This is a genomic window from Polynucleobacter sp. MWH-Aus1W21 (genome assembly GCF_018687275.1).
In the GTDB taxonomy this organism is placed as follows: domain Bacteria; phylum Pseudomonadota; class Gammaproteobacteria; order Burkholderiales; family Burkholderiaceae; genus Polynucleobacter.
Genome location: NZ_CP061287.1, coordinates 1,607,508 through 1,631,821, shown reverse-complemented (window position 1 = coordinate 1,631,821; position 24,314 = coordinate 1,607,508). Strand labels below are relative to the sequence as shown.

Annotated in this window: 29 protein-coding genes; 25 read left to right on the top strand and 4 right to left on the bottom strand. The window is 45.4% G+C overall.

Going from position 1 to position 24,314, the window contains the following annotated elements; all coding sequences use genetic code 11:
• Window positions 1-15: 15 nt before the first annotated feature.
• Window positions 16-915 (bottom strand): histone deacetylase, encoded by a 900-nt coding sequence (locus ICW03_RS08460; protein ID WP_215347288.1) that lies wholly within the window; start codon window positions 913-915, stop codon window positions 16-18.
• Window positions 912-1,286, bottom strand: coding sequence for a DUF2237 family protein (locus ICW03_RS08455; protein WP_215350278.1), 375 nt, complete (start codon window positions 1,284-1,286; stop codon window positions 912-914). The genes ICW03_RS08460 and ICW03_RS08455 overlap by 4 nt, the downstream gene beginning before the upstream one ends.
• Before the next feature lie 61 nt (window positions 1,287-1,347).
• Here ICW03_RS08455 and ICW03_RS08450 point away from each other — a divergent pair, with 61 nt between their 5' ends.
• The 17 genes from ICW03_RS08450 (at window position 1,348) to ccmI (ending at window position 13,049) form a co-directional block, all read left to right on the top strand.
• Window positions 1,348-1,752, top strand: coding sequence for a thiol-disulfide oxidoreductase DCC family protein (locus ICW03_RS08450; RefSeq protein WP_215347285.1), 405 nt, complete (start codon window positions 1,348-1,350; stop codon window positions 1,750-1,752).
• 2 nt (window positions 1,753-1,754) lie between these two features.
• Window positions 1,755-2,303 (top strand): chalcone isomerase family protein, encoded by a 549-nt coding sequence (locus tag ICW03_RS08445; RefSeq protein ID WP_215347283.1) that lies wholly within the window; start codon window positions 1,755-1,757, stop codon window positions 2,301-2,303.
• A gap of 3 nt (window positions 2,304-2,306) precedes the next feature.
• Entirely contained in the window at window positions 2,307-2,855 is a 549-nt protein-coding gene (locus ICW03_RS08440) for a DUF3833 domain-containing protein (protein WP_215347280.1), read from the top strand.
• Window positions 2,856-2,925: 70 nt separating this feature from the next.
• Window positions 2,926-3,459 carry a superoxide dismutase family protein gene (locus ICW03_RS08435; protein ID WP_215347277.1) on the top strand — a complete coding sequence of 178 codons (534 nt, stop codon included), beginning with the start codon at window positions 2,926-2,928 and terminating at the stop codon, window positions 3,457-3,459.
• A gap of 39 nt (window positions 3,460-3,498) precedes the next feature.
• Window positions 3,499-3,933: a DUF2452 domain-containing protein gene (locus ICW03_RS08430; RefSeq protein ID WP_215347275.1), complete on the top strand. Its 435-nt coding sequence runs from the start codon at window positions 3,499-3,501 to the stop codon at window positions 3,931-3,933.
• A 34-nt stretch (window positions 3,934-3,967) separates the two neighbouring features.
• Window positions 3,968-4,948: a quinone oxidoreductase gene (locus tag ICW03_RS08425; RefSeq protein ID WP_215347272.1), complete on the top strand. Its 981-nt coding sequence runs from the start codon at window positions 3,968-3,970 to the stop codon at window positions 4,946-4,948.
• A 75-nt stretch (window positions 4,949-5,023) separates the two neighbouring features.
• On the top strand, window positions 5,024-5,434 hold the full coding sequence (locus tag ICW03_RS08420) for a carboxypeptidase regulatory-like domain-containing protein (RefSeq protein WP_215347271.1): 411 nt from the start codon (window positions 5,024-5,026) through the stop codon (window positions 5,432-5,434).
• 60 nt (window positions 5,435-5,494) lie between these two features.
• A complete protein-coding gene (locus ICW03_RS08415) occupies window positions 5,495-6,046 on the top strand; it encodes a flavodoxin family protein (protein ID WP_215347268.1) in 552 nt (183 codons plus the stop codon).
• A 201-nt stretch (window positions 6,047-6,247) separates the two neighbouring features.
• Window positions 6,248-6,895 (top strand): cytochrome c biogenesis heme-transporting ATPase CcmA, encoded by a 648-nt coding sequence (gene ccmA / locus ICW03_RS08410; RefSeq protein ID WP_215347265.1) that lies wholly within the window; start codon window positions 6,248-6,250, stop codon window positions 6,893-6,895.
• Entirely contained in the window at window positions 6,892-7,557 is a 666-nt protein-coding gene (gene ccmB, locus ICW03_RS08405; RefSeq protein ID WP_215347262.1) for a heme exporter protein CcmB, read from the top strand. The genes ccmA and ccmB overlap by 4 nt, the downstream gene beginning before the upstream one ends.
• Window positions 7,554-8,324: a heme ABC transporter permease gene (locus tag ICW03_RS08400; protein ID WP_215347259.1), complete on the top strand. Its 771-nt coding sequence runs from the start codon at window positions 7,554-7,556 to the stop codon at window positions 8,322-8,324. The genes ccmB and ICW03_RS08400 overlap by 4 nt, the downstream gene beginning before the upstream one ends.
• The gene (gene ccmD / locus ICW03_RS08395) at window positions 8,324-8,512 is read left to right on the top strand and encodes a heme exporter protein CcmD (protein ID WP_215347257.1); all 189 of its coding nucleotides are present in this window, start codon (window positions 8,324-8,326) and stop codon (window positions 8,510-8,512) included. The genes ICW03_RS08400 and ccmD overlap by 1 nt, the downstream gene beginning before the upstream one ends.
• On the top strand, window positions 8,509-8,943 hold the full coding sequence (gene ccmE, locus ICW03_RS08390; protein ID WP_215347254.1) for a cytochrome c maturation protein CcmE: 435 nt from the start codon (window positions 8,509-8,511) through the stop codon (window positions 8,941-8,943). Before ccmD ends, ccmE begins: the two co-directional genes overlap by 4 nt.
• The gene (locus tag ICW03_RS08385; RefSeq protein ID WP_215347251.1) at window positions 8,940-10,859 is read left to right on the top strand and encodes a heme lyase CcmF/NrfE family subunit; all 1,920 of its coding nucleotides are present in this window, start codon (window positions 8,940-8,942) and stop codon (window positions 10,857-10,859) included. Before ccmE ends, ICW03_RS08385 begins: the two co-directional genes overlap by 4 nt.
• Window positions 10,856-11,383, top strand: coding sequence for a DsbE family thiol:disulfide interchange protein (locus ICW03_RS08380; protein ID WP_215347249.1), 528 nt, complete (start codon window positions 10,856-10,858; stop codon window positions 11,381-11,383). Before ICW03_RS08385 ends, ICW03_RS08380 begins: the two co-directional genes overlap by 4 nt.
• Complete coding sequence (locus ICW03_RS08375) at window positions 11,380-11,853, top strand: cytochrome c-type biogenesis protein (protein WP_215347247.1); 474 nt, start codon at window positions 11,380-11,382, stop codon at window positions 11,851-11,853. The genes ICW03_RS08380 and ICW03_RS08375 overlap by 4 nt, the downstream gene beginning before the upstream one ends.
• Window positions 11,850-13,049, top strand: a complete 1,200-nt coding sequence (gene ccmI, locus ICW03_RS08370) for a c-type cytochrome biogenesis protein CcmI (RefSeq protein ID WP_215347245.1) — start codon at window positions 11,850-11,852, stop codon at window positions 13,047-13,049. Before ICW03_RS08375 ends, ccmI begins: the two co-directional genes overlap by 4 nt.
• A gap of 13 nt (window positions 13,050-13,062) precedes the next feature.
• Here the strand turns inward: ccmI and ICW03_RS08365 are convergent, their stop codons facing one another.
• A complete protein-coding gene (locus ICW03_RS08365; protein ID WP_215347243.1) occupies window positions 13,063-13,824 on the bottom strand; it encodes an SDR family oxidoreductase in 762 nt (253 codons plus the stop codon).
• A gap of 116 nt (window positions 13,825-13,940) precedes the next feature.
• Between ICW03_RS08365 and ICW03_RS08360 the strand changes: the two genes are divergently transcribed.
• The 4 genes from ICW03_RS08360 to ICW03_RS08345 are packed head-to-tail and all read left to right on the top strand — an operon-like array spanning window position 13,941 to window position 17,759.
• Window positions 13,941-15,242, top strand: coding sequence for a TAXI family TRAP transporter solute-binding subunit (locus ICW03_RS08360; RefSeq protein ID WP_215347241.1), 1,302 nt, complete (start codon window positions 13,941-13,943; stop codon window positions 15,240-15,242).
• Between the two features lie 57 nt (window positions 15,243-15,299).
• Entirely contained in the window at window positions 15,300-16,055 is a 756-nt protein-coding gene (locus ICW03_RS08355) for a 2OG-Fe dioxygenase family protein (protein ID WP_215347239.1), read from the top strand.
• A gap of 12 nt (window positions 16,056-16,067) precedes the next feature.
• Window positions 16,068-17,426: an acyclic terpene utilization AtuA family protein gene (locus ICW03_RS08350; RefSeq protein ID WP_215347236.1), complete on the top strand. Its 1,359-nt coding sequence runs from the start codon at window positions 16,068-16,070 to the stop codon at window positions 17,424-17,426.
• A 9-nt stretch (window positions 17,427-17,435) separates the two neighbouring features.
• The gene (locus tag ICW03_RS08345; protein ID WP_215347235.1) at window positions 17,436-17,759 is read left to right on the top strand and encodes a hypothetical protein; all 324 of its coding nucleotides are present in this window, start codon (window positions 17,436-17,438) and stop codon (window positions 17,757-17,759) included.
• 14 nt (window positions 17,760-17,773) lie between these two features.
• Here the strand turns inward: ICW03_RS08345 and ICW03_RS08340 are convergent, their stop codons facing one another.
• Window positions 17,774-18,757, bottom strand: a complete 984-nt coding sequence (locus ICW03_RS08340; protein WP_215347232.1) for a tripartite tricarboxylate transporter substrate binding protein — start codon at window positions 18,755-18,757, stop codon at window positions 17,774-17,776.
• A gap of 84 nt (window positions 18,758-18,841) precedes the next feature.
• Here ICW03_RS08340 and ICW03_RS08335 point away from each other — a divergent pair, with 84 nt between their 5' ends.
• From ICW03_RS08335 to ccoN, 4 genes are all read left to right on the top strand, one after another.
• The gene (locus ICW03_RS08335; RefSeq protein ID WP_215347230.1) at window positions 18,842-20,077 is read left to right on the top strand and encodes an MFS transporter; all 1,236 of its coding nucleotides are present in this window, start codon (window positions 18,842-18,844) and stop codon (window positions 20,075-20,077) included.
• A gap of 8 nt (window positions 20,078-20,085) precedes the next feature.
• Complete coding sequence (locus tag ICW03_RS08330) at window positions 20,086-22,518, top strand: heavy metal translocating P-type ATPase (RefSeq protein WP_215347228.1); 2,433 nt, start codon at window positions 20,086-20,088, stop codon at window positions 22,516-22,518.
• 9 nt (window positions 22,519-22,527) lie between these two features.
• On the top strand, window positions 22,528-22,707 hold the full coding sequence (gene ccoS, locus ICW03_RS08325; RefSeq protein WP_215347225.1) for a cbb3-type cytochrome oxidase assembly protein CcoS: 180 nt from the start codon (window positions 22,528-22,530) through the stop codon (window positions 22,705-22,707).
• A 165-nt stretch (window positions 22,708-22,872) separates the two neighbouring features.
• Complete coding sequence (ccoN, locus tag ICW03_RS08320) at window positions 22,873-24,312, top strand: cytochrome-c oxidase, cbb3-type subunit I (protein WP_215347222.1); 1,440 nt, start codon at window positions 22,873-22,875, stop codon at window positions 24,310-24,312.
• Window positions 24,313-24,314: the final 2 nt, after the last annotated feature.

Genomic DNA, 24,314 nt, shown 5'->3' with positions numbered 1-24,314 from the left:
GTTGAGGTTAAAGATTTAATATTGTTTTTGATATTGCAGGGCGGTTTTGATAGTCTGGAAATGAATATCTATGGTGGATTCAATTTCTTTGCCGTAGCCGCCAGCCATTGAGAATGCAATAGGAAGTTGCCGATCTAGTGCGTACTGAAATACCATTTCATCTCGTAGACGCATCCCATCCTTGCTGATTTCTAATCTTCCAAGCCGATCGCCCTCGTGTGGATCAGCGCCAGCCAGGAAAATGAGACAGTCCGCCTTAAAACGTGAATCTAATTGATCAAGAGCTGTGCTTAGCGAGTGCAAATAGACTTCATCATTGCAGCCATCAGCTAGACCTATATCGAGATCACTTTGCTCTTTCTTGAATGGGAAATTGTTTTCACCATGAATGGATAGGGTAAAAATAGAGGCGTCATTTTGCAGAATGGCTGCAGTGCCATTTCCTTGGTGAACATCTAAATCAATTACGGCAACTTTTAATGATGGGCTTACTTCTTTTTGCAGGGCGCGTGCTGCGATAGCAGAATCATTGAATACACAAAACCCACTCCCGGTATCGCGATAGGCGTGATGAGTTCCTCCAGCTAGATTGGCAGCAATGCCTTCATGCAGAGCAGTTTTCGCTGCAGCTACAGTGGCGCCTGCTGAACGTCGTGAGCGTTCCACCATTTTGGAGCTCCAGGGAAAACCAATTTCTTTTTGCTCTTGCGCTGAAAGCGTTCCTGCAATGACTTTAATAAGGTAGCTTGGATCATGGGCATACAGAATTTGTGTGTCTGTTGCTGATGGTGCTTCAACCAGCTCAATGTCTGCTTGCGCACTGGCTAAATCTCGCAAGCGGGAGTACTTCTCCATCGGGAAGCGATGCCCCGCCGGTAGCGGTAATACAAAGTGGTCAGCGTAAAAAGCTTTCAAACCTCTCTCGCATATTCCTTGAGGATATTTAATGGCACCGTTTCCAGCGCCTTAATGTGTGTACTTTCTAGTTTGATATATGGAGCACAACGAGCGTTTAGGGCCTCAACCCAGCGATTGATGCATAGGCACCATTGGTCGCCTGCAAGCAAGCCTGGAAATTGATACTCTGGTCTGGGGGTAATGAGATCGTTTCCCTTTTGAAGGCTAAATTGCAAAAAAGCATCTGTCACGACGGCGCACACCAAATGGCTGCCCACATCCTCTTCATTCGTTTTGCAGCAGCCATCTCTAAAAAACCCTGTTAAAGGGTCAAAAGAGCAGGGAATTAACGGCTCCCCAAATACATTCAGCGCAATCTCATTTTGCATAACAACCTTAAGAGTATTAGTGCCAACCAGTTTATTGAATAAGCCGTAAACTTGCTGAAGCATGACTCGACTAGAGAAACTCACCTTGTTTTATGATGGCGCTTGCCCACTATGTCAGGCGGAGATTCTTTTTCTATCTGGACGAAATCAAGCTAATTTATTGGATTTTGTCGACATAAATTCTGAGATGTTTGACCCCCAAAAAGTAGGCGTTTCATGTGAGGCCGCGCTAGCTGCTATGTACGGTCAATTTGCTAGTGGCGAATTAATTCAAGGTGTTGCTGTATTTCCTGAGGCCTATCGACGAGCGGATTTACCGCGTCTTGCCTGGCTCTTTTCAATAAAGTCCTTACAGCCATTCTTCAAATTGGGGTATCTATTTTTTGCTAAGAATAGACATGCAATCTCCAGCCTTTTTGGGCCGGCTGCACTTCGTTTGGTGAAGTCCAAATCAGGAGCCGTCTAATTATGAAGAAGATGCAATTATTTCTAGTGCTGACTTTGTTGACCGTGTTCTTATCGAATGGATTTGCTCGTGATCCAATTGAATTACCTCCAAATATCGGTTCTGCAAAATTGCAGGGTAGTGGTCGACTAACTTGGTTTGGTCTCCATGTGTATGATGCTGCGTTTTATCGGGTTGGCTCACTTTCTTCTCCTGATTTCGCATTGAATTTACGCTACCAAAAATCTTTTTCAGGAGCATCTATTGCTAATCGCAGCGCTGAAGAGATGAAGCGCATTGGGGTGCCGGAGGCTCAGGCAGTGCTTTGGGGGAAAGAGTTAACTACTTTCTTGCCGAATGTAGAATCTGGACAAACCTTGACAGCAATGTATTCCCCCAAGCAAGGGACTACTTTTTATCACGACGGCAAGCAGATCGCTCAAGTGCCGGGTGCCGAATTTTCAAAAGCTTTTTTTGGAATTTGGCTTGACCCAAAAACAAGTGCTCCTAAGTTGCGTACTGAGTTACTTGGACAATCCTGTCCCCCACCCATTTTTAGTGAGGCTTGTTAATTCATGAAAAAGCTTTTTTCCCGAATCTTCACATTAGCATTCTTTGGCTTATGTTTAGTGTCATGCTCAACGCCACAAGTTTCTCAATACGCCAATGAAAAACCTGTCCTCGATTTGAGTGAATATTTTTCCGGAACGATAGATGCCTATGGCATCTTTACTGACCGCAGTGGTGAAGTAAAGAAACGTTTTACGGTATTAATCAAAGCAAACTGGACCATGGTTGATGGAAAAAAAGTAGGCACTCTGGACGAAAGCTTTGAATATTCTGATGGCACCAAGCAAAAGCGTATTTGGACCCTTGCAGAGCAGTCCCCGGGAAATTACATTGGTAGAGCGGATGACGTGGTTGGGGATGCGCAGGGTCAATTGGCCGGCAATGCCCTAAATTGGACCTACACCCTTGCCTTGCCCGTCGACGGCACTATTTACAACGTTCAATTTAATGATTGGATGTATCTAGTTACACCTAAAGTAATGCTCAATAAGGCCAAAATGAGTAAGTTTGGCATTGAGCTCGGCGAAGTAACCTTGAGCTTCTACAAGCGCTAAGCAAAAGCACGGGATTTGTGTCACACTTTCTTCAAGGGCTCCTGTGAGAGCTCCAATAAAGGAGATCCAGATGAGAACTACATTAAAGCAAGTTTCGATTATTCTTTCTGCTGCAGGAATTTTTTCTTTGGCGGCCTGCCAATCGATGGAGCAAGGTACCGGTCAAAAAGCAAGTTCTAGTTTAGATTCAAGATCGGGGTCTCAAGCCAAAGGTGAAGTTACATTTGTTTGGCAAGGCAATGATGTTCTCATTAATGGTAAGTTTTCTGGATTGAAGCCTAACGCAGAGCAGGGATTTCATGTTCATGAAAAAGGAGATTGTTCCGCTCCTGATGCAACTAGCGCAGGCGGCCACTTTAATCCTGAAGCAAAATCCCACGGCATGCCAAATAGCGGCATGAATCATGCGGGAGATATGCCCAACATCAAATCCGATGCAAACGGTAATGCAACGTATAGCGCCAAGTTACATGGCTTTGCTGTAAACACAGGCCCAACTGGAATTGTGGGTCGTTCAGTAGTTGTTCACAGAGATCCGGATGATTACAAGTCCCAGCCTGCTGGCAATTCTGGTCCACGTATTGCTTGTGGCTTGATTAAGTAACGCATAGTTTTTATTTATTTAGTAGATACAGGGCATTTCATGAGAATCGAAGATACCGACCCAGCGCGTCATGCAGGGATTGAATATCCAATGGAAGTGGGTGCCCCTGTATTTGCGCCTATCAAGGTCACTGAAGAAAAAGACAAGGCTGTTAACGTAGCGCGCCAGAATGCCAAGTTGGAATACGACCGCATCATGGAGCAAGCTGAAGTCTTAATGAAGCAAGCTAAAGCCTTACAAGCAAGGCTTGATGCAACTGAGATGGTGCACGGCGCCAAATTTAGCTTTAATCCAATCCACGGAAAAATTTACCACCTCTATTACGACAGCAGAAATAGCGTCAATGTCTTAATTCAGAACGGTCCAAGAGAATGGAGTTGCGGCATTCCAGACGGCTGGAACTATTCGATGGCGGTGAAGAAGTTGGGTGACAGTACCTGGGCGGTAATTGAAGAAGATGCCCTTACTGTATGATTATTTTCTCTCTATAAAAACAATAAGGTGACACGTGACAAAAGCTCGAGTTGTTAGTCTGGCTGAATTAGGTAGCGTAGACGTAATCAAAGTAATAGACAAAGAACTGCCACCACCAGCAAAGGGTGAAGTGCAAATACGTCAAACCGCGATTGGTTTTAATTTCATTGACGTTTATCAGCGCTCTGGCGTTTACCCCCTAGAGATGCCGACTGGTCTGGGTCATGAAGCTGCGGGCGTTGTTGAGGCTTTGGGCGATGGTGTCACTGACTTTAAGGTTGGTGATCACGTGGTTTATATGAATGCTGGTATCGGTGCATACGCAAGTGCACGTAATGTTGCGGCTGATAAGTTAGTGTCAATACCAAATGGTATTTCTGATGAAGTAGCTGCAGCCGTTTTCTTCAAGGCGATGACTGCGCAATACCTTGTCCAGAAAACATATAAAGTAAAAGCTGGCGATGTCGTGCTTGTGCACGCAGCTGCAGGTGGTGTTGGTCAGATTTTGGCGGGCTGGGCGAAAGCCTTAGGTGCCTTTGTTGTTGGGACTGTTGGCTCTCCTGCAAAGTTTGCTGCCGCTAAAGAGGCGGGTTGTGATGCTGTTGTTGACTACTCTCAGCCTAATTGGGTTGAGGAAGTCATTAAGGCGACTGGTGGCAAAAAAGCCAATGTGGTTTATGACTCTGTAGCAAAGACTACTTTCTTGGGATCATTGGATTGTGCCGCTCCGTTTGGCACTGTTGCTCTATTTGGCGCTGCATCTGGACCTGCTCCAGAGATTCAGCCAGAAATCTTAAACAAGAAAGGCTGCCTCTTTTTGACCAGACCTTCTGTGTTTCCGCACAACGCAACTGCGGCCTTATTAAAAGAAAATGCTAAGGCAGTATTTGATGCAATTGCTAAAGGGCAGGTCAAAGTACAAATTGGCGCTAAGTTTTCTTTGGAGCAAGCAGCAGATGCGCATCGCACTGCTGAAGGTAGAAAAGTTTCTGGCGCAATTGTGATGACGCCATAGACTTAAGTGCCCTAACGTACAAAAGCCCCGCCTATCGGGGCTTTTTTATGACTCAATCAGGCGTAGGATAGAAGTATGAAAACACTTTTAAAAATAATCCTATCCGCCCATTTGGTTTTAATGAGCTCCTTATCTCTGGCGCAAATTCCTGAGACGCAGTATTCACAAGGAGTCTCATATATCACCGGTGGTGTGGGCGAGGGTGAGGCAGTAGCCATTCTTGCCGAGGCTAAGCAGTGGCCTGTATTACTGGAAATGTCCCAGCTTGAGAAGGGCAGGGGCGTCTGGATATTTGGTGCCGCTATCAAAATCTTGAATTCATCAAAGCAGACGATTTTTAATGCCCAAGCAGATGGGCCTTACATGCTAGTCAACCTTGCTCCTGGGGGCTATTTGATTGAGGCAATGTATGAAGGCGTGATGCAAAAGAGATCGATATCTATCAAAGCTGAATCATCGCAAAAAATTACTCTTTTCTGGAAATAAAAATATAATTGAGTGATAAAGCTGATTAACAAAAAATTAAATTATTAAAAGGATATTGATATGACAAAAATTGCAGTGGTATTTCATAGTGGTTATGGGCATACGGTAAAGCAGGCGGAGGCAGTTGCAAAAGGCGCAAATGCTACGTTGGTAGCAATCGACGCTGAAGGTAACTTGACGGATGCGCAGTGGGCAACGTTGAATGAGGCTGAGGCAATTGTTTTTGGTTCACCAACCTATATGGGAACGGTAAGCTGGCAATTTAAAAAGTTTGCTGATGCGAGCTCTAAACAATGGTTTTCACAGCAATGGAAAGATAAAGTATTTGGTGGCTTTACTAATTCGGCTACGATGAATGGCGACAAGCATTCCACTTTGCATTATTTCTTTACTTTGGCCATGCAACACTCAGGTTTGTGGGTAGGGACTGGGTTAATGCCCTCCAACTCTAAAGCTGCTAAACGCGATGACATTAACTATGTAGGTTCATCAGCGGGAGCTATGATGCAGACCCCGTCAGACGCAAGTGCAGATGAGGTAAATGCGGGTGACTTGGAGACTGCAAGACTCTATGGGCAGCGTATTGCAGAAATTACTAAGCGTCTGAAGTGATTGAAGTTAGAGCTAAGTAATTGATTTAATAGGAAAAACCACCTTCGGGTGGTTTTTTTATTCTCCCGAGACTCAGTTTATAATTTCATAAGTAATTGAATTGAAAGGGATTATTCCCTTAATTCCACTTTTTCTGGTTTGTCAGAGCTAATAGGTTCTCAGACAATACTTGGGGTGGTTTGAATCAAGCCATTGCCCTACATGACAGTCAATATATCTTCCACCTCCAGCAACTCTACGTTGACGCTTGAAGCGCGAGCTCTTGCTTGTGTGCGTGGTGAAAGAAAATTATTTGAAGGCCTCAATTTAAAAGTCTCTAGCGGAGAGTGTCTGCACGTTCGTGGTGAGAATGGCGTTGGAAAAACCAGCTTGCTAAGACTGCTGACGGGTTTATCTAAGCCAGAGGCTGGCGAGATTTTATGGGGTGGCCTGTCAATTAACAAAGATGCTATCGACTATCATCGTGAGCTTTTATTTCTAGGGCATCGTGATGCTTTAAAGGAGGATCTCACTGCGCTAGAAAATCTACAGCTCTATGCTGCTCTAGATGATATTCATTTGCCGGATGAGAAAGTTTTGTCTGCTCTCTGGCGTTTTGGTTTGCGCGGGCGCGAACATTTGCCAGTTAGTTGCTTGTCGGCTGGTCAAAAGCGACGCGTCTTGATGGCTCGTATGTTAACGCGTCAAGCAAAGCTGTGGATTTTGGATGAACCATTCAATGCTTTAGATATACATGCGGTGCAAGCTTTGCAAGGCCTTATTGCTGAGCATGTGAAATTTGGCGGCTTGGTGGTATTGACTAGTCATCAAGAGGTAACGCTTCCTCATGTCAGGGCGCTGGATCTATGAAGGCTTTACTGGCAATCATTCACCGCGATTTGTTGTTGGTTATGCGCCGCAAGAGTGAGGTGCTGACAGCCCTATTCTTTTTTGTCGTTGTGACTAGCTTATTTCCTTTGGGGATAGGTGCTGATGCTGCCTTGTTGCGCAAAATTGCGCCGGGTGTTCTATGGGTAGCAGCCTTGTTGTCTACCTTGCTGGGCTTGCATCGAATGTTTGCAGCCGATTATCAAGACGGTTCGCTGGAGCAGCTAGTTTTGTCGCCTCAACCCTTGGCGTTGCTCGTGACTGGAAAAATTATTGCCCACTGGATTGTTTGTGGTCTACCGCTAGTAATATTGGCCCCGATCATTGGCATTCAGTTTGACTTGGATGCTAGCTCTTTATATGTTCTGATGGGCACTCTGTTATTGGGCACTCCAGTGCTATCCTTGCTAGGCTCAATAGGTGCTGCATTAACCTTGGGCGTGAGGGGTGGCAGTGTGTTATTAAGTTTGTTGATTTTGCCTTTATTTATTCCGGTGCTTATTTTTGGCGCTGGTGCTGTATATGCCCATAGCGTTGGCTTAGATACATCAGGCCATTTTTCATTGCTGGGCGCATTATTAATTTTGGCATTAGCATTTGTCCCTTGGGTAAGCACTGCTGCTGTAAAGATTGCAATCGAATGAGTCAGATAAATCATTTTTCTAGCCACCGCTTAATTAACTGGTTTAAGTTATCAAGCCCCAGCACCTTTTATCCGGTGGCGGGAAAGCTCATACCATTTTTCTGGGTTTTAACATTCCTGTTTGGTGCTGTGGGTTTGTGGGTGAGTTTTTTTGTTGCTCCTGTCGATGCAGTTCAGGGGCAAGGATATCGAATTATCTTTATCCATGTGCCAGCCTCATGGATGTCGATGTTTATCTATTTAGTGATGGCTGCCTGGGCTGGGATTGGGCTGGTTTTTAACACTCGCCTGTCTGCCATGATGGCGCAGGCGCTTGCACCAATAGGTGCCTGGATGGCATTCCTGTCTTTATGGACTGGCGCGTTTTGGGGCAAGCCAATGTGGGGTACATGGTGGGTATGGGATGCACGTCTCACATCAGAACTGATTCTACTGTTCCTCTATTTAGGTTTTATTGCTCTGCGAGCCTCCATTGATGATCCGCGTCGCGCTGATAAAGCCAGTGCTATCTTGGCTTTGGTGGGCGTAGTAAACGTGCCGATTATTTATTTTTCAGTGAAATGGTGGAATACCTTACATCAAGGTGCATCCGTTTCATTGACCAAATCGCCAGCTATGGCCCAAACCATGCTCTGGGGAATGCTGTTGATGGCTTTTTGCTTCTGGATGTACACCATTGCAGTTACCTTAATGCGAGTGAGGGCAATCATTTTGGAGCGTGAAGCCCATGCGGATTGGGTGAGACAATCAATTGAGGTGAAAAGCTGATGTGGAATAGTCCTTCCGAGTTTTTTGCTATGGGCGGTTACGCACTCTACGTGTGGAGCAGTTTTGGTATTTGTGCCCTGGTTTTGATATTGGAGCCTCTATTTGTGCGCGCTCGCTTCAGGGCGGCGATGCGTAGGTTGAAGCAACAACAATTAGCAGAGCAGTTTGATAAAGAGATTGGTAAGTGAAGCCTAGATATAAACGCGCATTGATTATTGTTGCTGCACTCCTGGCGATTGGAGTGGCTGCAATGTTGATCTTGAATGCACTCAATAGCAATATAGCTTTGTATGTCACGCCAAGCGAAGTTGCAGCTGGTAAAGCACCTCAGGGTCAAGCCTTTAGGATTGGCGGCATGGTCAAGGATGGCTCCTTAAAGCGCGATGGCCTCACAGTTCACTTTGAGATCACCGATCTTGTTAAAGATATCCCAGTTGCTTACACCGGTATTCTTCCTGATTTATTTAAAGAGGGTAAAGGCGCAGTAATTCAAGGTCGCATGAATGCGAACGGTGAATTTATTGCTAGCGAGGTGCTCGCGAAGCATGACGAGAATTACATGCCTCCTGAAGCTAAACATGCTTTAGATCAGGCGCAAAAAAACGGAAGCGCTAAATGATTCCAGAGTTTGGGCATTACGCATTAGTTCTTGCGCTGTGCATTTCTCTCGTTCAAGGAGTGTTACCTTTGGTGGGTGCACACTTTGGTCGCCGAGACTGGCTGGTTCTGGCAAGACCTACTGCCCAAACCGTTTTCTTATTACTCGCGATCGCCTTCGGAATACTGGCTTGGAGTTTTTACAGCAATGATTTTTCTGTGCTCTATGTTGCTGAGCACTCCAATTCGCAAATGCCGGTGATCTATAGATTGGGCGCGGTATGGGGTGGTCATGAAGGATCGCTGCTCTTGTGGATTTTCTTGCTAGCTACATGGACTATCTTGGTAGCACAGCTCTCAAAAGCTTTAGATGATTTCATGGTGGCTAGGGTGATTGGTGTTTTAGGATTGGTCACTAGTGGCTTGCTGTTATTTGTATTAACAACCTCAAATCCTTTTGAGCGTTTATTGCCGGCAGCTCAAGATGGTCGATCTTTAAATCCATTATTGCAAGATCCTGGCTTGGTATTTCATCCGCCAATGTTGTATATGGGCTATGTTGGATTTTCAGTAGCTTTTGCTTTTGCAATTGCTTCTTTGTTATCGGGTAGGTTAGATGCAGCATGGGCGCGTTGGTCGCGTCCATGGACCACGGCTGCTTGGGTTTTCTTGACTCTTGGCATTGCGCTGGGCTCTTGGTGGGCTTATTACGAGTTAGGTTGGGGTGGCTGGTGGTTCTGGGATCCCGTTGAGAATGCTTCATTTATTCCTTGGCTTGTCGGTACCGCCTTATTGCATTCATTAGCCGTTACTGAAAAGCGTGGTGGATTCAAGAGTTGGACTGTGCTTTTGGCAATCACTGCTTTTTCCTTATCGTTGCTGGGCACCTTCTTGGTTCGATCTGGCGTTCTGACCTCAGTGCACGCATTTGCAACTGATCCAAGACGCGGTATTTTCATTCTGATTTTTTTATCGTTAGTAGTTGGATCATCTTTAGCGCTGTATGCTTGGCGAGCACCGAAGAGTTCGATGGGCGGCAAATTTAATTTGAGCTCTAGAGAAACATTCATCTTGCTTGGAAATGTGTTTTTAGTTGTCTCTGCTGGATCTGTTTTGTTAGGCACGCTCTATCCCTTATTGATAGATGCTTTACATCTCGGCAAGATTTCTGTAGGCCCTCCTTATTTCAATAGCGTCTTTGTTCCTATCATGGTTCCTTTATTGGTCTTGATGGGTATAGGCCCTTGGGCAAGCTGGAAGCAAAGTAACTTACTCAGCATTATTAAGCGCTTATGGCTTGCGGGCGCGGTTGCTTTGGTTGCGGGGGTTGCAATACCGTTAATCATGGGGCAATTTACTTGGCTTGCTGGCATGGGCTTCATGTTGGCTTTTTGGGTGATTGCATCAGGCTGTATGCAAATTGTTCGCCAAGCAAAGGCAGGTAAACCAACCCGCTCCTTTATTGGTATGCAGGTAGCACATCTTGGTATCGCGGTGTTTGTCATTGGTGTCACGATGGTGGGTGCCTACCAAGAAGAAAAAGATGTGCGCATGTCAGCTGGCGATGTGGTGACGGTTGGTGGTTATCAAATTCAATTGCAGGGTGTTAACGCTGCTCGCGGTCCAAATTACCAGGCAATGCGCGGTACATTCTTATTATCAAAAGATGGTGGCTCTCAGACTAGTCTTTATCCTGAAAAGAGAAGCTATTTCTCATCCACGATGCCAATGACTGAAGCAGCTATTGATGCTGGGCTTACCCGCGATATTTATGTATCTCTAGGCGAGGAGTTGGGCGACAAGTCATGGGCTGTGCGTGTTTACTACAAACCTTTTGTCGATTGGATCTGGGGCGGATGCTTGCTGATGGCTTTGGGCGGAGTATTGGCAATGTCGGATAAGCGTTATCGAATGAAGTTAAAGAGTAAGCTTTCATGAAGGCAAAATTTTTAATTCCACTCGTTTTATTTGTAGGTCTAGTAGTTTTTTTGGCTATTGGCCTCAATCGCGATCCCCATGAAGTGCCATCGCCATTAATCAATAAGGCTGCCCCAGCATTTGAGGTTTCTCAGTTGGCTGAGCCTAATAAAACATTTTCACCAGAAAGCATGAAAGGCCAAGTCTGGGTCCTCAACGTTTGGGCATCGTGGTGTGTAGCTTGTCGTGAAGAGCATCCAGTATTAGTGGAGCTGGCCAAATCTCAAATGGCCCCAGTGATTGGTTTGGACTACAAAGACAAGCGTGAAGATGCGTTAGCAATGTTGGCAAAGCAAGGCAATCCCTATGTACTTTCTGCTTTTGATGGCAATGGCCGGGTTGGGATTGATTACGGAGTCTATGGGGTTCCCGAGACCTACATTATTGATAAAGCGGGCGTAATTCGCTTTAAGCATATCGGTCCATTGACTATGAATTTATTGAATCAAAAAATATACCCTAAGCTGAGCGAACTTAAAAAATGATGAAGCAGATTTTTCTAGCTACATTGATTGCATTAAGCCTTAATGGCGTATTTGCCAAGGATGCTGTGCCTCTTGCAGATGATCCCGTAACAGAGCAGCGCTTGATTAGTATTTCAGAAGAAATGCGCTGCTTGGTATGTCAGAACGAATCTTTAGCGGGTTCGCGCTCAGATTTAGCAAATGATTTGCGCCGTGAAATTCGCATTTTGATTAGTGAAGGTAAATCGGACGATCAAATTCGCTCATTCATGGTTGAGCGTTACGGCGATTTCGTGCTCTATCGTCCGCCAGTTAAACCGGTGACCTGGTTGCTTTGGATTGGCCCATTCGTTATCCTGGGTATTGGTATTGCGGGTCTCTTAATGTATTTACGTCGTCGCAACAGCAGTGTTCCGAATGTTGTCCTGACTGATGCAGACAATCAAAAAATTGATGCATTGCTCAATGCGGCCGATAAGAAAGAAGGATGAATTTAGTGACTAGCTTTTTGATTCCCGCCTTTCTACTCTTGGTTCTTGTATTGGTGCTGGTGCTACGACCTTTTATATTTCCCGCAAAGAGCGCGGCTACATCACGTCGCCAGATGAATGCTGCCATTTATCGAGAAGAACTTGATAAATTGGAAGCGGAGCATCAGGCCGGCACAATCAATTCTGCCGATTATGAAATTGCCCATGCTGAAATGCGGCAACGCCTTTTTCAAGATACGATCGTAGAGGATGATCTTGAGGTTGCAGGTTCTGCGAAAAAAACCGCTATTGGCCTATGTATTTTTATTGTTGTACTTTCATCGGGACTCTATTTCTCATTGGGTGATGTAGTTCGAATAGCGCAAAAAAATTCTGAGACGCCAGTTACGCAAGAAGGCGTTGAAAAAATGGTGGCTGAATTTGCCATCAAGATGGAAAAAGATCCTAGCAACTTGAAGGGTTGGGCGATGTTGGCGCGTTCTTATCGCATCTTAGGGCGCAATGAGGATGCCGCTAAGGCATATGCACGTGCTGGCGACTTTATTAATTCCGATCCTCAATTATTGGCTGACTATGCTGATGTATTGGCTACCAATGCTGATGGCAACTTTGCTGGTAAGCCTTTGCAGTTAATTAATCAGGCTTTAAAGCTTGATCCTGATAATTTGATGGCGCTATGGCTTTCGGGCACTGCTGCATATAGCTCGGGCAATTACAGAGCTGCTGTGCAGACTTGGGAGAAACTGGCAAAACAGATACCACCAGATACTGATGAAGCGCGCGCTATACAGGGATCGATTGCCGAGGCTCGTTCTAAGGGTGGCCTTTCTTCGCAAGCTCCTGCCTCGGTGGCGAGTAAAGCGATTAGTGGCAAGATTGAACTGTCATCTGATTTGAAGCCCAAGGTAAAGCTGGGTGACATTGTGATGGTGATTGCTCGCAAGCCTGGTGAGCGTATGCCAGTAGCTGTATTGAAAGTGCCTGCTAGCGATTTCCCAATGAACTTCAATTTAAATGATGCCTTGGCTATGAATCCAAGCGCGCCGCTCTCTCAATTATCTGAGGCGAGTATCGAAGTGCGGATCTCCAAAACTGGAATGGCTAAACCAGAGGTGGGAGATTTAATCTCATCAGCCCAGACGGTTAAAGTAGGTGCCAGTAACGTTCGCCTGCTAATCGATCAAGTCCGCCAATAGTTCAAGAGTAGATTTAGCCTCTACCAACAAATGGCATGTTGGTTGCCATGATGGTCATCGATAGAATATTGCTCTCTAGCGGGAGTTGAGCCATGTGCAGCACAGCTTCTCCGACGTGATCAACATCCATCCGGGGCTCTACTTTGATGGATAGGTCAGCCTGCAGAATTCCAGCGGCCATACGTTCAGTCATTTCAGTCGCAGCATTGCCAATGTCGATTTGACCGCAAGCAATATTAAATGGGCGTCCGTCCAATGCAATCGTTTTGGTTAAACCGCTGATAGCATGTTTTGTTGCGGTGTATGGTGCTGACATTGGTCGTGGGGTATGCGCTGAGATGGAACCATTATTAATAATTCTGCCGCCTTGAGGGGATTGCGCCTTCATCATGCGTATTGCTTCCTGCGAGCATAGGAATGCACCACAAAGATTGGCATTCACCACATTCATCCATTGTTCGTAGCTAAGATCCTCCATTGGTATGGCTGGGGCACCCATACCGGCGTTATTGAATAAAACATCTATACGCCCAAATCGATTACTTAGTGCGGTAAATAACTCTTTGACCTCATCAGGTTTGCCAACATCGCAAGATACGGCAAGACAGTTACTTTCATCACCGCCAATGTCGGTGATGGCCTTTTCTAGTTTGTCTAGACTGCGCCCCGTTAACACCACTTGGTAGCCACCCTTAAGAAGCGCCTTGGCAGCCGCCTTGCCAATCCCGGTGCCTGCGCCGGTTACCAGGGCTACCTTAGTTTTTGCTGAATTCATAATAGTCTTTGGGGCGTCTAAAAAGCCTCATCTTATCGTGATTTGGACGATCGGTTTTGAAACCTTTTCCTAATGCCATGCTCGGGGCATAATGCAAAAAACATGTAGAGGCTTTAATGAATTTCTTTAGAAAACAAATTTACAACCCCCTAGCTCTTGCAGCATCCTTTTTTGTGCTGCTAATCATTCTCTTTGGGGTGTTATGGGTGCTAGTTCCACCACCACCAAAGTCAATTGAATTGGTTACTGGATTTCCTACGGGGCTTTACTACCAATTCGGGGAGCGCCTAAAGTCCGAGCTATCTAAGGATGGTGTGAATCTGAACGTGCGTTCTACCGGCGGAACCATTGATAACTTAGCCCTCTTAAATGATCCAAAATCTGGAGTAGATTTTGCGATGTTGCAAGGTGGTGTTGCGAACGTCAGTGAATATCCTAATTTGGTTTCGATAGCAGGCATGTTCTATGAGCCTATTTGGGTTTGGTATCGCGAAGGCGCTTTTAAAAGTGATGGAGGTCAGCTCAAGATACTGAGCCAGTTAAAAGGGAAAAATGTTTCTATCGGGAATGAAGGTAGCGGTACTCTAGCCCTCACCAAGGACTTATTGCAGATCGCCGGCATCACCGATAAAGAAATTGGCGCGCAGAGATTAAAACCAGATGATGCCATTGCTAAATTAAGTAGCGGTGAATTAGATGCGGTATTTATTGTGGCTGCAGCAGAGGCACCAATTTTGAGAAAGTTTTACTCGATGCCAGGCATTCGTTTAATGAACTTTGATCAGGCTGACGCTTACACTCGCAATCTTCCATATTTATCCAAGGTTGCAGTACCAAGGGGTTTGTTGAGTATTCAGTACGATCAACCTCGTCAGGATATACAGGTGATGGCAGCTACCGCAACACTTGTTGCACATGACAATGTAAGTCCGGCATTGGTCTCACTTTTACTTGGAGCGTCATACGATATCTTGAAATCGTATTCTCGTTTGCAAAAATCAGGGGAGTTCCCTTCAAGTACGGGATTAGATTTTCCTTTGCATGTGGATGCGGAGATCTATCTAAAAGATGGACCTTCATTCTTGCATCGGCACTTGCCTTTCTGGACTGCAGTTTGGGCGGGGCGTTTTGTCAAGATTGTGATCCCATTGCTAGTAATTTTGATCCCATTGTTCACTTACATTCCAACAACTAAAAATTTCTTGTTGCGTTTAAAGTTGGCCCAGGTCTACGAAGAGCTCAAGGTAATTGAGAGAAACGCGCAAAATCCAGTTCTGAAAGAAAAGAACTTTAGGGATCTTGAGGCCATTGAAAAGCGTGTAGGCAATATCAAGGTATCGATGTTAGATGCGAAAGAGCTATATGACCTTAAAGGTCATGTGGGTGAAGTGCGTGTTCGCTTAAATCTAGTTCATTAAGTCGAAATGGCATCAAAAAAGAAAGCCCATCTCAGCTTACTGTCCTAAAATAAACTCATGACAATTGCTGGCCTTGCGCCTCCACTAACCCCCCTAAAGCAGATTGACCAAGCTTTGCGTGATGATGGTTTCGCGGTTGTGTCTGCCGAGACCGTTGCTCAATTTAGCCATGTTGATTTGACCAAACTTCAAAGCCTCACAAAGTTCTGGGAGGGTTTGCCCCGGGACCCTTATTTAAAGGATGGCGGTCGTTATCGTTTCCGTCGTCATGCTAGTTATGAAATTAAGGGCAATGACCTGACCTTGGTTCCCCATCGAGCGCACTGGCAATCACTTGATTACAACGCACTTCATGGCGGCATTGAGCGTTGGTTTGAGCCGGTTCAGAATGAATTGTTGAGTAATTCTGCTTGGCAATCGGTATTGCTCGGACTCGCGCATATTTTGAACGGCCTAAAACAAGTCAACACCTGGTTTGTTGAGGCACATCAGTTTCGAATTGATACTACGGATGGTATTGGGCGCCCAACACCCGAAGGTGCTCATCGTGATGGTGTAGATTTTGTAGCAGTTTTCTTGTTAGATCGCTCAGGTATAAAAGGTGGTGAGACGAGAATATTTGATACCTCCGGTTCTGCGGGTCTACGCTTTACCCTCACTCAGCCTTGGTCTTTGCTATTAATGAATGATCAACGCATGATCCATGAATCAACGCCTATTCAGCCATTGGCGGACTACGGATACCGAGATACCTTAGTTCTAACTTATCGCTCTAATGGCTTTCAGGATTCCCCTAATCGCGGTCAGCAATAAGCTTCGTTTAACGTGACCGACATCTATCGTATCGCTTGTGCCGCCGGATTTTCTGGCGATCGAACAGACGTTGCTAAGCCCTTAGTTGATGAGCTTTTAAAGCACAGTGGATCAAAATGTCTAATTTTTGAAAGCCTAGCCGAAAGAACATTAGCACTTGCACAATTGGAAAGGCGCCAGAATTCGGAGTTAGGTTATGAACCTTTACTCTTAGAAATGCTCGAACCAGTTTTGGTCGATTGCATAAATGGCGGTATCCCGATCATTGGTAATTTTGGCGCTGCTAATCCAGAAAGCGCTGCAAGACTCATCACTTCAATTGCAAAACAAAAAGGCTTGCCTGATATTCGAATTGCAATTGTTCGAGGTGATGATATTTCGGCATTAGAGTTACGCAAAAATATTGAAAATGTATTAAATCCCCAGGATCAAAAAACATTTTCACAAAGCGAGTTAATTAGTGCAAATGCATATATCGGGGCAAAAGAGATCGCTGATGCCCTGCTTGCTGGAGCTCAAGTGGTGGTGACGGGTCGAGTATCCGACCCATCCCTTGCGGTTGGTCCTCTCATGGCTCACTTTAAAAAAGACTGGAATGATTGGAACTTCTTGGGGGCAGCCACCATGGCTGGCCACCTTTTAGAGTGCGGTGCTCAGGTGACGGGTGGGTATTTTGCAGATCCTGGAATAAAAGATGTGCCTGGTTTAGCTGTAATTGGTTTTCCAATAGTGGAATTTGATGTCCAAGGCAATATTGCCGTGACGAAACCGCCTGGCACGGGCGGCTTAGTGAGTCGCATGACTGTAACAGAGCAGCTTTTGTATGAGTTGCATGATCCGGCTCAGTATTTAACGCCTGATGTAGTGGCTGATATTAGCCAAGCAAAGATTGATGACTTGGGTGGCGATCGTGTGATGGTTACTGGCGTCAAAGGACATCCAAAGCCTTCTACTTTAAAGGCCAATCTATGCATCAATGGCGGCTGGTTGGCTGAGGCTGAAATCTCCTATGCTGGGTTTAATGCTCTTGAGCGCGCTCAATTGGCAGCTCAGATTATGAAAGAGCGCCTATCCGATTTAAATTTACGTGTAGATTTTATTGGTTCATCTAGCGTCTTTAGTGGTGATGCCGGGAATGGGCCTCAATTTAAGTCCACGTTAGGCTTCGAGGATATCCGTCTGCGGATTGCAACCGCTCATCAGGATCGAATTCAGGCGCAGAGAGTGTGTAAAGAGGTAACTGCGCTCTATACCTGTGGGCCAGCGGGTGGCGGCGGTGTTCGAACCAGTCTAAAACCTCGCTTAAATACAATTTCCTGCCTTATCCCACGTGAATTGACGAATACATCTTTTGAGATTTTTGAAAGTTAGAGCAAGGTTATGAATAAAACATTACCACTGTACCGCCTTGCTCACGCCAGAACGGGTGACAAAGGCAATCGATCTAATATCAGCGTGATTGCATATCGCCCTGAAGACTTTTCGCTATTGCAAAAAGAGTTAACCGAAGAAAAAATAAAGAGTCATTTTGGTTTTCGTAACCCAAGTGCAGTAAGGCGCTATGAATTACCTAATTTAATGGCTTTTAATTTTGTGATTGATGATGTGCTTGATGGCGGCGTCAATCTCTCGTTGAATTTAGATTCCCATGGCAAGAGCCTTTCGTACTGGCTCTTGGCAATGGAAATTAATATTGACGCGTAATTTTTATCAAAGAATTATTCTGGTTCCATTCCGGCTTCTTTAATTGCTTTAGCCCATTTAACGGTTTCCATCTTAATTTTCTGACCTAAAGCCTCAGGTGTGCCGGGCTGAGATTCAAATCCCATTGCAGAAAAACGTTCAACCAAATCTTTTGATTTAGCAGCATCATTAATTGCTTTATTAAGTTTGATCACCGCATCTTTTGGCATGCCGGCAGGACCAAAGGCGGCAAAGAAGGCGATCAGCTCATAGCCCTTAATTCCGAGCGCTTCATTAACGGTTGGCAATTCAGGGATGGCTGGGGAGCGCTTTAGCGAAGTGACTGCAAGACCACGAATTTTGCCTGCTTGCACTTGCGGTAAAGTGACTGCAAAGTCAGCGGTAAACATATTTACTTGGCCGCCAATCAAGTCGGTCATTGCATTCGGGCCGCTCTTATATGAGACGCCAGTCATTTTGATGCCTGCAACGCTCGATAGCATTTCTGAGGAAACGCGCTGAGAAGTGCTTGCATAAGCAAAAGTCATCTTTCCGGGATCTGCTTTAGCTAGGGCAACAAAGCCGTTTAAAGATTTTGCTGGCACATCATTATTGATGGCAACAATAAGAGGCACTGATCCAAAATAACCAATCGGTGTGAAAGCAGTATCTTGGTTGTATGGAAGGTTCTTTACTAAGCTCTTAAGAGCTGCATTAGTGCTATTTGTTCCAAAGAGTAAGGTATAGCCATCCGCTGGCGCTTTCGCCACTAAATCTGCACCAATCATTCCATTTGCCCCTGGTCTATTCTCAATGACTACTGGCTGTCCTAGTGATTCAGCCATCTTGGCAGCAAAGGCTCGTCCAATTTGGTCGGTTGCACTTCCTGGGGCAAATGGAACAATTGCCTTAATTGGTTTGGACGGGTAGTTATCGGCCATTGCCAAGGTGCTTATAAGGCCCATAAAAAGGCTAGCGCCAATCGGCAATAGTTTTCTGGAAAATGACTTGTGGTTCATGCTTTCTCCTTGTGTTTTTAGTAGTGTAACGGGTCTATTTTGTTTTGGGCGAGTAGAATGAGTTCACGTTTCTACTGACTATTTATGCGCTTTCGTTCAGCTGGTTATACCCCTCTTATGCTCTTGGCACAAACCTGTGCCTTATTGGGCTTTGCATGCTACGCAGTAGTGCTAACCGCTCTTCAAGAGGAGTGGCGCCTCAGTAATTTGCGATCAGGATTGATTGCCAGCGCTTTTTTCTTTGGTTACATGCTTGCCGTTCCATTGGCTACTGCTTTGACAGATCGGGTAGATGCACGCAAGGTTTACTTGGTGGGCGGTCTGATTGCCACATGTGGACTTCTTGGTATGGGTCTGTTGGCATATAACTTTTGGACAGCACTATTGTTTATGGCATTAAATGGGGCTGGCCTTGCTGGCACCTATATGCCGGGCCTCAAAATTTTGTCCGATCGAATTCAGTCTGGAGAGTTAACCCGACATATTGCTTTTTACACAGCCTTCTTTGGAATTGGTACAGGGTTTTCTTACTTATGTTCCGGTTGGATTTTGAGTGCGTTAGGTTGGCATTATGTATTTAGCCTAATTTCTTTAGGCCCATTGGCTGCATTTTTGATTGTCTTGATTTTGATTCCAGCATTGCAGCATGACAAGTGGAAGGGGCCAATCAATATACGTCTGCACGACATCTTCCCAGTGGGTAAATGGAAACTGGTTTTGCAAGATAAAAATGCCTCTGGATTTATTTTTGGCTATACCGCCCATACATTAGAACTTTTTGCCTCTAGAAGTTGGATTGTTGCCTTCTTCGCTTTTTGTGCGGTGGCATCAGGAGAATCTTTTTTTCTAGCAGCCACGACCTTGGCTGGAGTGATTAATTTCTTTGGTGTACCTGCCTCAATATTAGGTAATGAGATTGCTTTAAGAGTGGGGCGCCAGAAGTGGGTTTGTATTGTGATGCTGACTAGCGCTGTATTGGGTATTGCATTCGCTTGCTCAACAGGGCAATCATGGTGGTTGATTGTTGCTCTTGCTATTGGACATGCTATTTTTATCATGGCCGATTCCTCAACACTTACTGCAGGCTTGGTCATTAGTGCTCAGGAAAATATTAAGGGCGCAGCGATGGGTTTGCACTCGCTAATGGGATTTGGCGGCGGTTTATTGGGCCCCGCAATATTTGGTTTCGTGTTGGATATTTCGGGATCGCGTTCTTCTCAAGTGGCCTGGGTTTGGGCATATGTTGCCGTGGTGATATGGGGCGTGTTGTTCGTAATTTACGAGCGTCGAAGAGGTTGGGGTAGCGCAGCGCGTGCATGAGTAATTGAATGAATAAATCGAATTCTTTAGTTTGCTATCACTGCTCAAGCCAGATCCTTCCAAGCGATTTAATCGAAGCAGAATTAGGCGGTGAGATTAGATCATTTTGCTGTCCAGGTTGCATGGCTATTGCCCAAACTATTCACGGTGAGGGGTTGGAAGTTTTCTATGCCAGGCGCTCGCAGTCTGGCGAAAAGCCAGCAGCTTATCTTGCAAGCAATGAGATTCCAGAAAAACTTAAGCCTTACGACGATCCATCTTTGCGTGGTCGCTTTACTCGACCATCTGGAGATGAGGGTAGTCTAGATACCACTCTACGTTTAGAAAAAATTCGTTGCGCAGCTTGTGTGTGGCTATGTGAACAGCATTTGCGTCGTAACGTGGGTGTTCAGGATGTGCAAATTAATTACGTCACTCAAAAGGTGATGGTGCGATTTTCGCCAGACAAAACAAGCTTAGCCCGATTGCTATTTGAAATTGAGCGCATTGGTTACGAGGCTTGGCCATTCGAGCCATCTCAATCTTTGGATAGAGCTAAAAAAGAGAGGCGTCAGCTTTTATCGCGCCTTGGCGTAGCGATGCTTGGGATGATGCAGGTCATGATGTATGCATGGCCAACTTATGTTGACGCTGATATTACCCCCGAGTTTCAAGTGCTCTTAGGTTGGACTAGTTGGATATTAACGGTGCCGGTTATGGTGTATTCAGCAGGGCCAATATTTCAAGCGGCTTGGCGCAGTATCCAGTCGGTTAAGCAGACGCATATGCTCGGAATGGATGTTCCTATTGCATTGGCACTTGCATTAGCTTTTATTGCCGGCACAATTAATTTAATTAATGGATCAAGCCAAAGTTATTTTGACTCGATCACGATGTTTGTGGCATTTATTTTGGCTGCAAGATATGTTGAGTTATTGGCAAGACAGGACGCCCAAGGCGGTGCAGAGGCGTTAGCAAAACAATTGCCCGCTACCTGTGAGCGCGCATTCAATTACCCCTCATCTCAAGATATTGAAGTTGTGCCGGTAGTCAATTGCAACCCTGGTGAAGTGTTGCGCGTATCCCCTGGTGAAGTAGTTCCTGCAGATGGTGTCTTAATTGAAAATGTAAGTGCATTAGACGAGTCATTGCTAACCGGTGAATCAAAGCCGGTCGAGAAAAAAATGGGTGATCGCGTATATGCAGGAACGCACAATATTCTTAACCCATTGTTTATGCGTATTGAAGCTGTGGGGCAATCCACTCGTATTGCAGGAATTGCAGCACTGTTGGACCAAGCACTACTTGCAAAGCCGGTAATGGTCAGTCTTGCTGAAAAGTGGGCAGCCTATTTTGTTGCGTTCTTATTATTCAGTGCATTTGCTTCATCAGCGATTTGGCTTTACTTCGACCCTGCTCGCGCATGGACAGTTTTAGTTTCAGTTCTTGTTGCTAGTTGTCCTTGTGCCTTATCGCTAGCTGTGCCTACTGCCATGGCAGCAGCTCAAGGCGCTGTAACTAAATTAGGTTTGTTGATCGTGCGTGGACACGTGATGGAGGGTCTGGTAAAAGCAACTGATTTAGTACTAGATAAAACCGGCACCTTAACAATGGGCCAGCCAGAGCTGCAAGATGTTATCAATTTGCGCTCCGGTTATCGCCGTGAGGATGCCTTAGCATTGGCAGCAGCATTAGAGATAGGGCAGAGACATCCACTAGCGCTTTCATTGTTGCGTGCTGCTGAAAGTGAAGCACTCACGCTACCTTTGTTAAGTGAACCCGTTATTAATCTTTTGGGTAGAGGTCTCAGTTCGGGATCCTATCGACTGGGAAGCGCACTATGGTTGGGTGTAGATCAGGGCGCTCAACAGGGGCAATATGGTCAGGTACATTTAGCTGATGAACAAGGTTTAAACGCTAGCTTTGTTTTCTTGGATACGCCAAGGGTGGGGCTAGAGCAATTCTTAAAAGTAGTGAACTCTAGAAATATTGCTGTTCATTTGGTTTCAGGTGACGATCGTGAGACGGTTGCTTGGTGGGCTCATCATGTTGGTATAGAGCACTATCAAGGTGGCTGCACACCCGAAGATAAATATGATTACATTGAGCGCTTACAAAAAGAAGGGCGCTTTATATGGGCTATTGGCGATGGTGTAAATGATGCGCCTTTGCTTGCGCGTGCAGACATCTCAATAGCTGTTGGAGCGGGTGCGCCATTAGCTGCAGCTGGAGCTGATGCCATTCTCACCGCTGCCTCACTAGAGCCTTTGGCAAAAACATTGCTATTAGCGGATAAAACGCAGGCAATTATTAAAGAGAATTTATTGTGGGCTCTGATCTATAACCTACTTGCCATTCCGGCGGCGATGATGGGCTGGGTCAATCCCTGGGTCGCAGGAATCGGCATGTCACTTTCCTCGCTTGCGGTGACCTTAAACGCCTGGCGTTTGCGAAAAGCTTAGACTATAGGGATGGAAAGCCTCTTTCTTCTCATTCCCATCTCTTTGGTGTTAATCGGGCTTTTAGTCTGGATTCTGAACTGGTCGATCAAGAGTGGTCAATTTGATGACTTGGATGGTCCAGGTGAGGCCATTTTGATGGATGATGATGCGCCTAGGCCTAAAGAAGTTAGTAAACACTCTCAAAAATAGCCATATATTTAAAAGGATCTAGAAAATAACCTATTTTCCTTCTCAGCAAGTCCAATTTGCCCCACCCTTTTTGATATAGATCAAACTGCCTTAATGGCCTTACTTTGATAATCGACCCAGTCTATTTGGATTATGTCGCTGTTTGGTCACAAAAAAGGAGAAACCATGGGACTTACCGTGGGGAGTAATCAAGATACCTTCAATTACAAGGTTGTCAGCCAATTTGCCATTGTTACTGTGCTCTGGGGAATTGTTGGCATGCTCGTGGGAGTTATTCTCGCAGCACAGCTCATCTGGCCTGAAATCACTTTTAATATTCCTTGGTTAAGCTATGGTCGTTTACGTCCACTACATACCAACGCGGTGATTTTTGCTTTCGGTGGTTCGGCGTTATTTGCAACGTCTTATTACATCGTGCAGCGCACAAGTCAGGCGCGTTTATTCTGTGACAAGTTAGCGGCGTTTACTTTTTGGGGTTGGCAGGCAGTGATTGTTTTGGCTGCTGTGACATTGCCATTAGGTTACTCAACATCAAAAGAGTACGCTGAACTTGAGTGGCCAATCGATGTTTTGATCACCTTGGTTTGGGTGGCTTATGCAGTCGTGTTCTTCGGTACCATCATGAAGCGCAAGACAAAACATATCTATGTTTCTAACTGGTTCTTTGGTGCTTACATTCTGACAATCGCTATTTTGCATATTTTCAATAACTTGGAAATGCCTGCGACATTGTGGAAGTCATATTCAGCATATGCTGGTGTACAAGATGCGATGGTGCAGTGGTGGTATGGTCACAACGCGGTAGGCTTCTTCTTGACTACTAGCTTCTTGGGCATGATGTACTACTTCATTCCAAAGCAAGCAGAGCGTCCAATTTATTCCTATCGTTTGTCCATTGTTCACTTCTGGGCTTTGAACTTTACTTACATGTGGGCTGGTCCTCACCACTTACAGCACACATCATTACCTGATTGGACTCAGTCTCTTGGTACTGTGTTCTCTTTGATCTTGTTGGCGCCATCTTGGGGCGGCATGATTAACGGCATCATGACATTGTCTGGTGCATGGTACAAACTTCGTCGTGACCCTATCCTGAAATTCTTAGTTGTAGCTCTGTCCTTCTATGGCATGTCTACCTTTGAAGGTTCCATGATGTCGATTAAGACTGTGAATAGCTTGTCTCATTACACAGACTGGACTATTGGTCACGTGCATTCCGGTGCTTTAGGCTGGGTTGCCATGATTACGATCGGCTCTCTCTACTATTTGATTCCACGTTTAGTTGGTCAAAAAGAGATGTATAGCACCAAGTGGATCGAGCTGCATTTCTGGATTGCCACTATCGGTGTTGTTTTGTACATTGCCGCTATGTGGATTGCAGGTGTAATGCAAGGTTTGATGTGGAGAGCATTTGAGCCAGATGGAACATTGACATATAGCTTCGTTGAGTCCGTTAAAGCAACTTATCCTTTCTACATGATTCGTTTGTTGGGCGGCTTGTGCTACCTCAGTGGTATGTTCTTGATGGCGTTCAACGTCTTCAAAACTGTGCAAGGTAAAACTTTTGTAAATGCGCCTATTCCAACGGCCGTTGCTGAACACTAAAA

Excerpts from the sequence above, each read along its gene's own strand:
- ICW03_RS08455 (WP_215350278.1), bottom strand. The coding sequence starts at position 1,286 with ATGCAAAATGAGATTGCGCTGAATGTATTTGGGGAGCCGTTAATTCCC.
- ICW03_RS08450 (WP_215347285.1), top strand. The coding sequence starts at position 1,348 with ATGACTCGACTAGAGAAACTCACCTTGTTTTATGATGGCGCTTGCCCA.
- ICW03_RS08445 (WP_215347283.1), top strand. The coding sequence starts at position 1,755 with ATGAAGAAGATGCAATTATTTCTAGTGCTGACTTTGTTGACCGTGTTC.
- ICW03_RS08440 (WP_215347280.1), top strand. The coding sequence starts at position 2,307 with ATGAAAAAGCTTTTTTCCCGAATCTTCACATTAGCATTCTTTGGCTTA.
- ICW03_RS08435 (WP_215347277.1), top strand. The coding sequence starts at position 2,926 with ATGAGAACTACATTAAAGCAAGTTTCGATTATTCTTTCTGCTGCAGGA.
- ICW03_RS08430 (WP_215347275.1), top strand. The coding sequence starts at position 3,499 with ATGAGAATCGAAGATACCGACCCAGCGCGTCATGCAGGGATTGAATAT.
- ICW03_RS08420 (WP_215347271.1), top strand. The coding sequence starts at position 5,024 with ATGAAAACACTTTTAAAAATAATCCTATCCGCCCATTTGGTTTTAATG.
- ICW03_RS08415 (WP_215347268.1), top strand. The coding sequence starts at position 5,495 with ATGACAAAAATTGCAGTGGTATTTCATAGTGGTTATGGGCATACGGTA.
- ccmA (WP_215347265.1), top strand. The coding sequence starts at position 6,248 with ATGACAGTCAATATATCTTCCACCTCCAGCAACTCTACGTTGACGCTT.
- ccmB (WP_215347262.1), top strand. The coding sequence starts at position 6,892 with ATGAAGGCTTTACTGGCAATCATTCACCGCGATTTGTTGTTGGTTATG.
- ICW03_RS08400 (WP_215347259.1), top strand. The coding sequence starts at position 7,554 with ATGAGTCAGATAAATCATTTTTCTAGCCACCGCTTAATTAACTGGTTT.
- ccmD (WP_215347257.1), top strand. The coding sequence starts at position 8,324 with ATGTGGAATAGTCCTTCCGAGTTTTTTGCTATGGGCGGTTACGCACTC.
- ICW03_RS08385 (WP_215347251.1), top strand. The coding sequence starts at position 8,940 with ATGATTCCAGAGTTTGGGCATTACGCATTAGTTCTTGCGCTGTGCATT.
- ICW03_RS08380 (WP_215347249.1), top strand. The coding sequence starts at position 10,856 with ATGAAGGCAAAATTTTTAATTCCACTCGTTTTATTTGTAGGTCTAGTA.
- ICW03_RS08375 (WP_215347247.1), top strand. The coding sequence starts at position 11,380 with ATGATGAAGCAGATTTTTCTAGCTACATTGATTGCATTAAGCCTTAAT.
- ccmI (WP_215347245.1), top strand. The coding sequence starts at position 11,850 with ATGAATTTAGTGACTAGCTTTTTGATTCCCGCCTTTCTACTCTTGGTT.
- ICW03_RS08365 (WP_215347243.1), bottom strand. The coding sequence starts at position 13,824 with ATGAATTCAGCAAAAACTAAGGTAGCCCTGGTAACCGGCGCAGGCACC.
- ICW03_RS08360 (WP_215347241.1), top strand. The coding sequence starts at position 13,941 with ATGAATTTCTTTAGAAAACAAATTTACAACCCCCTAGCTCTTGCAGCA.
- ICW03_RS08355 (WP_215347239.1), top strand. The coding sequence starts at position 15,300 with ATGACAATTGCTGGCCTTGCGCCTCCACTAACCCCCCTAAAGCAGATT.
- ICW03_RS08345 (WP_215347235.1), top strand. The coding sequence starts at position 17,436 with ATGAATAAAACATTACCACTGTACCGCCTTGCTCACGCCAGAACGGGT.
- ICW03_RS08340 (WP_215347232.1), bottom strand. The coding sequence starts at position 18,757 with ATGAACCACAAGTCATTTTCCAGAAAACTATTGCCGATTGGCGCTAGC.
- ICW03_RS08335 (WP_215347230.1), top strand. The coding sequence starts at position 18,842 with ATGCGCTTTCGTTCAGCTGGTTATACCCCTCTTATGCTCTTGGCACAA.
- ICW03_RS08330 (WP_215347228.1), top strand. The coding sequence starts at position 20,086 with ATGAATAAATCGAATTCTTTAGTTTGCTATCACTGCTCAAGCCAGATC.
- ccoS (WP_215347225.1), top strand. The coding sequence starts at position 22,528 with ATGGAAAGCCTCTTTCTTCTCATTCCCATCTCTTTGGTGTTAATCGGG.
- ccoN (WP_215347222.1), top strand. The coding sequence starts at position 22,873 with ATGGGACTTACCGTGGGGAGTAATCAAGATACCTTCAATTACAAGGTT.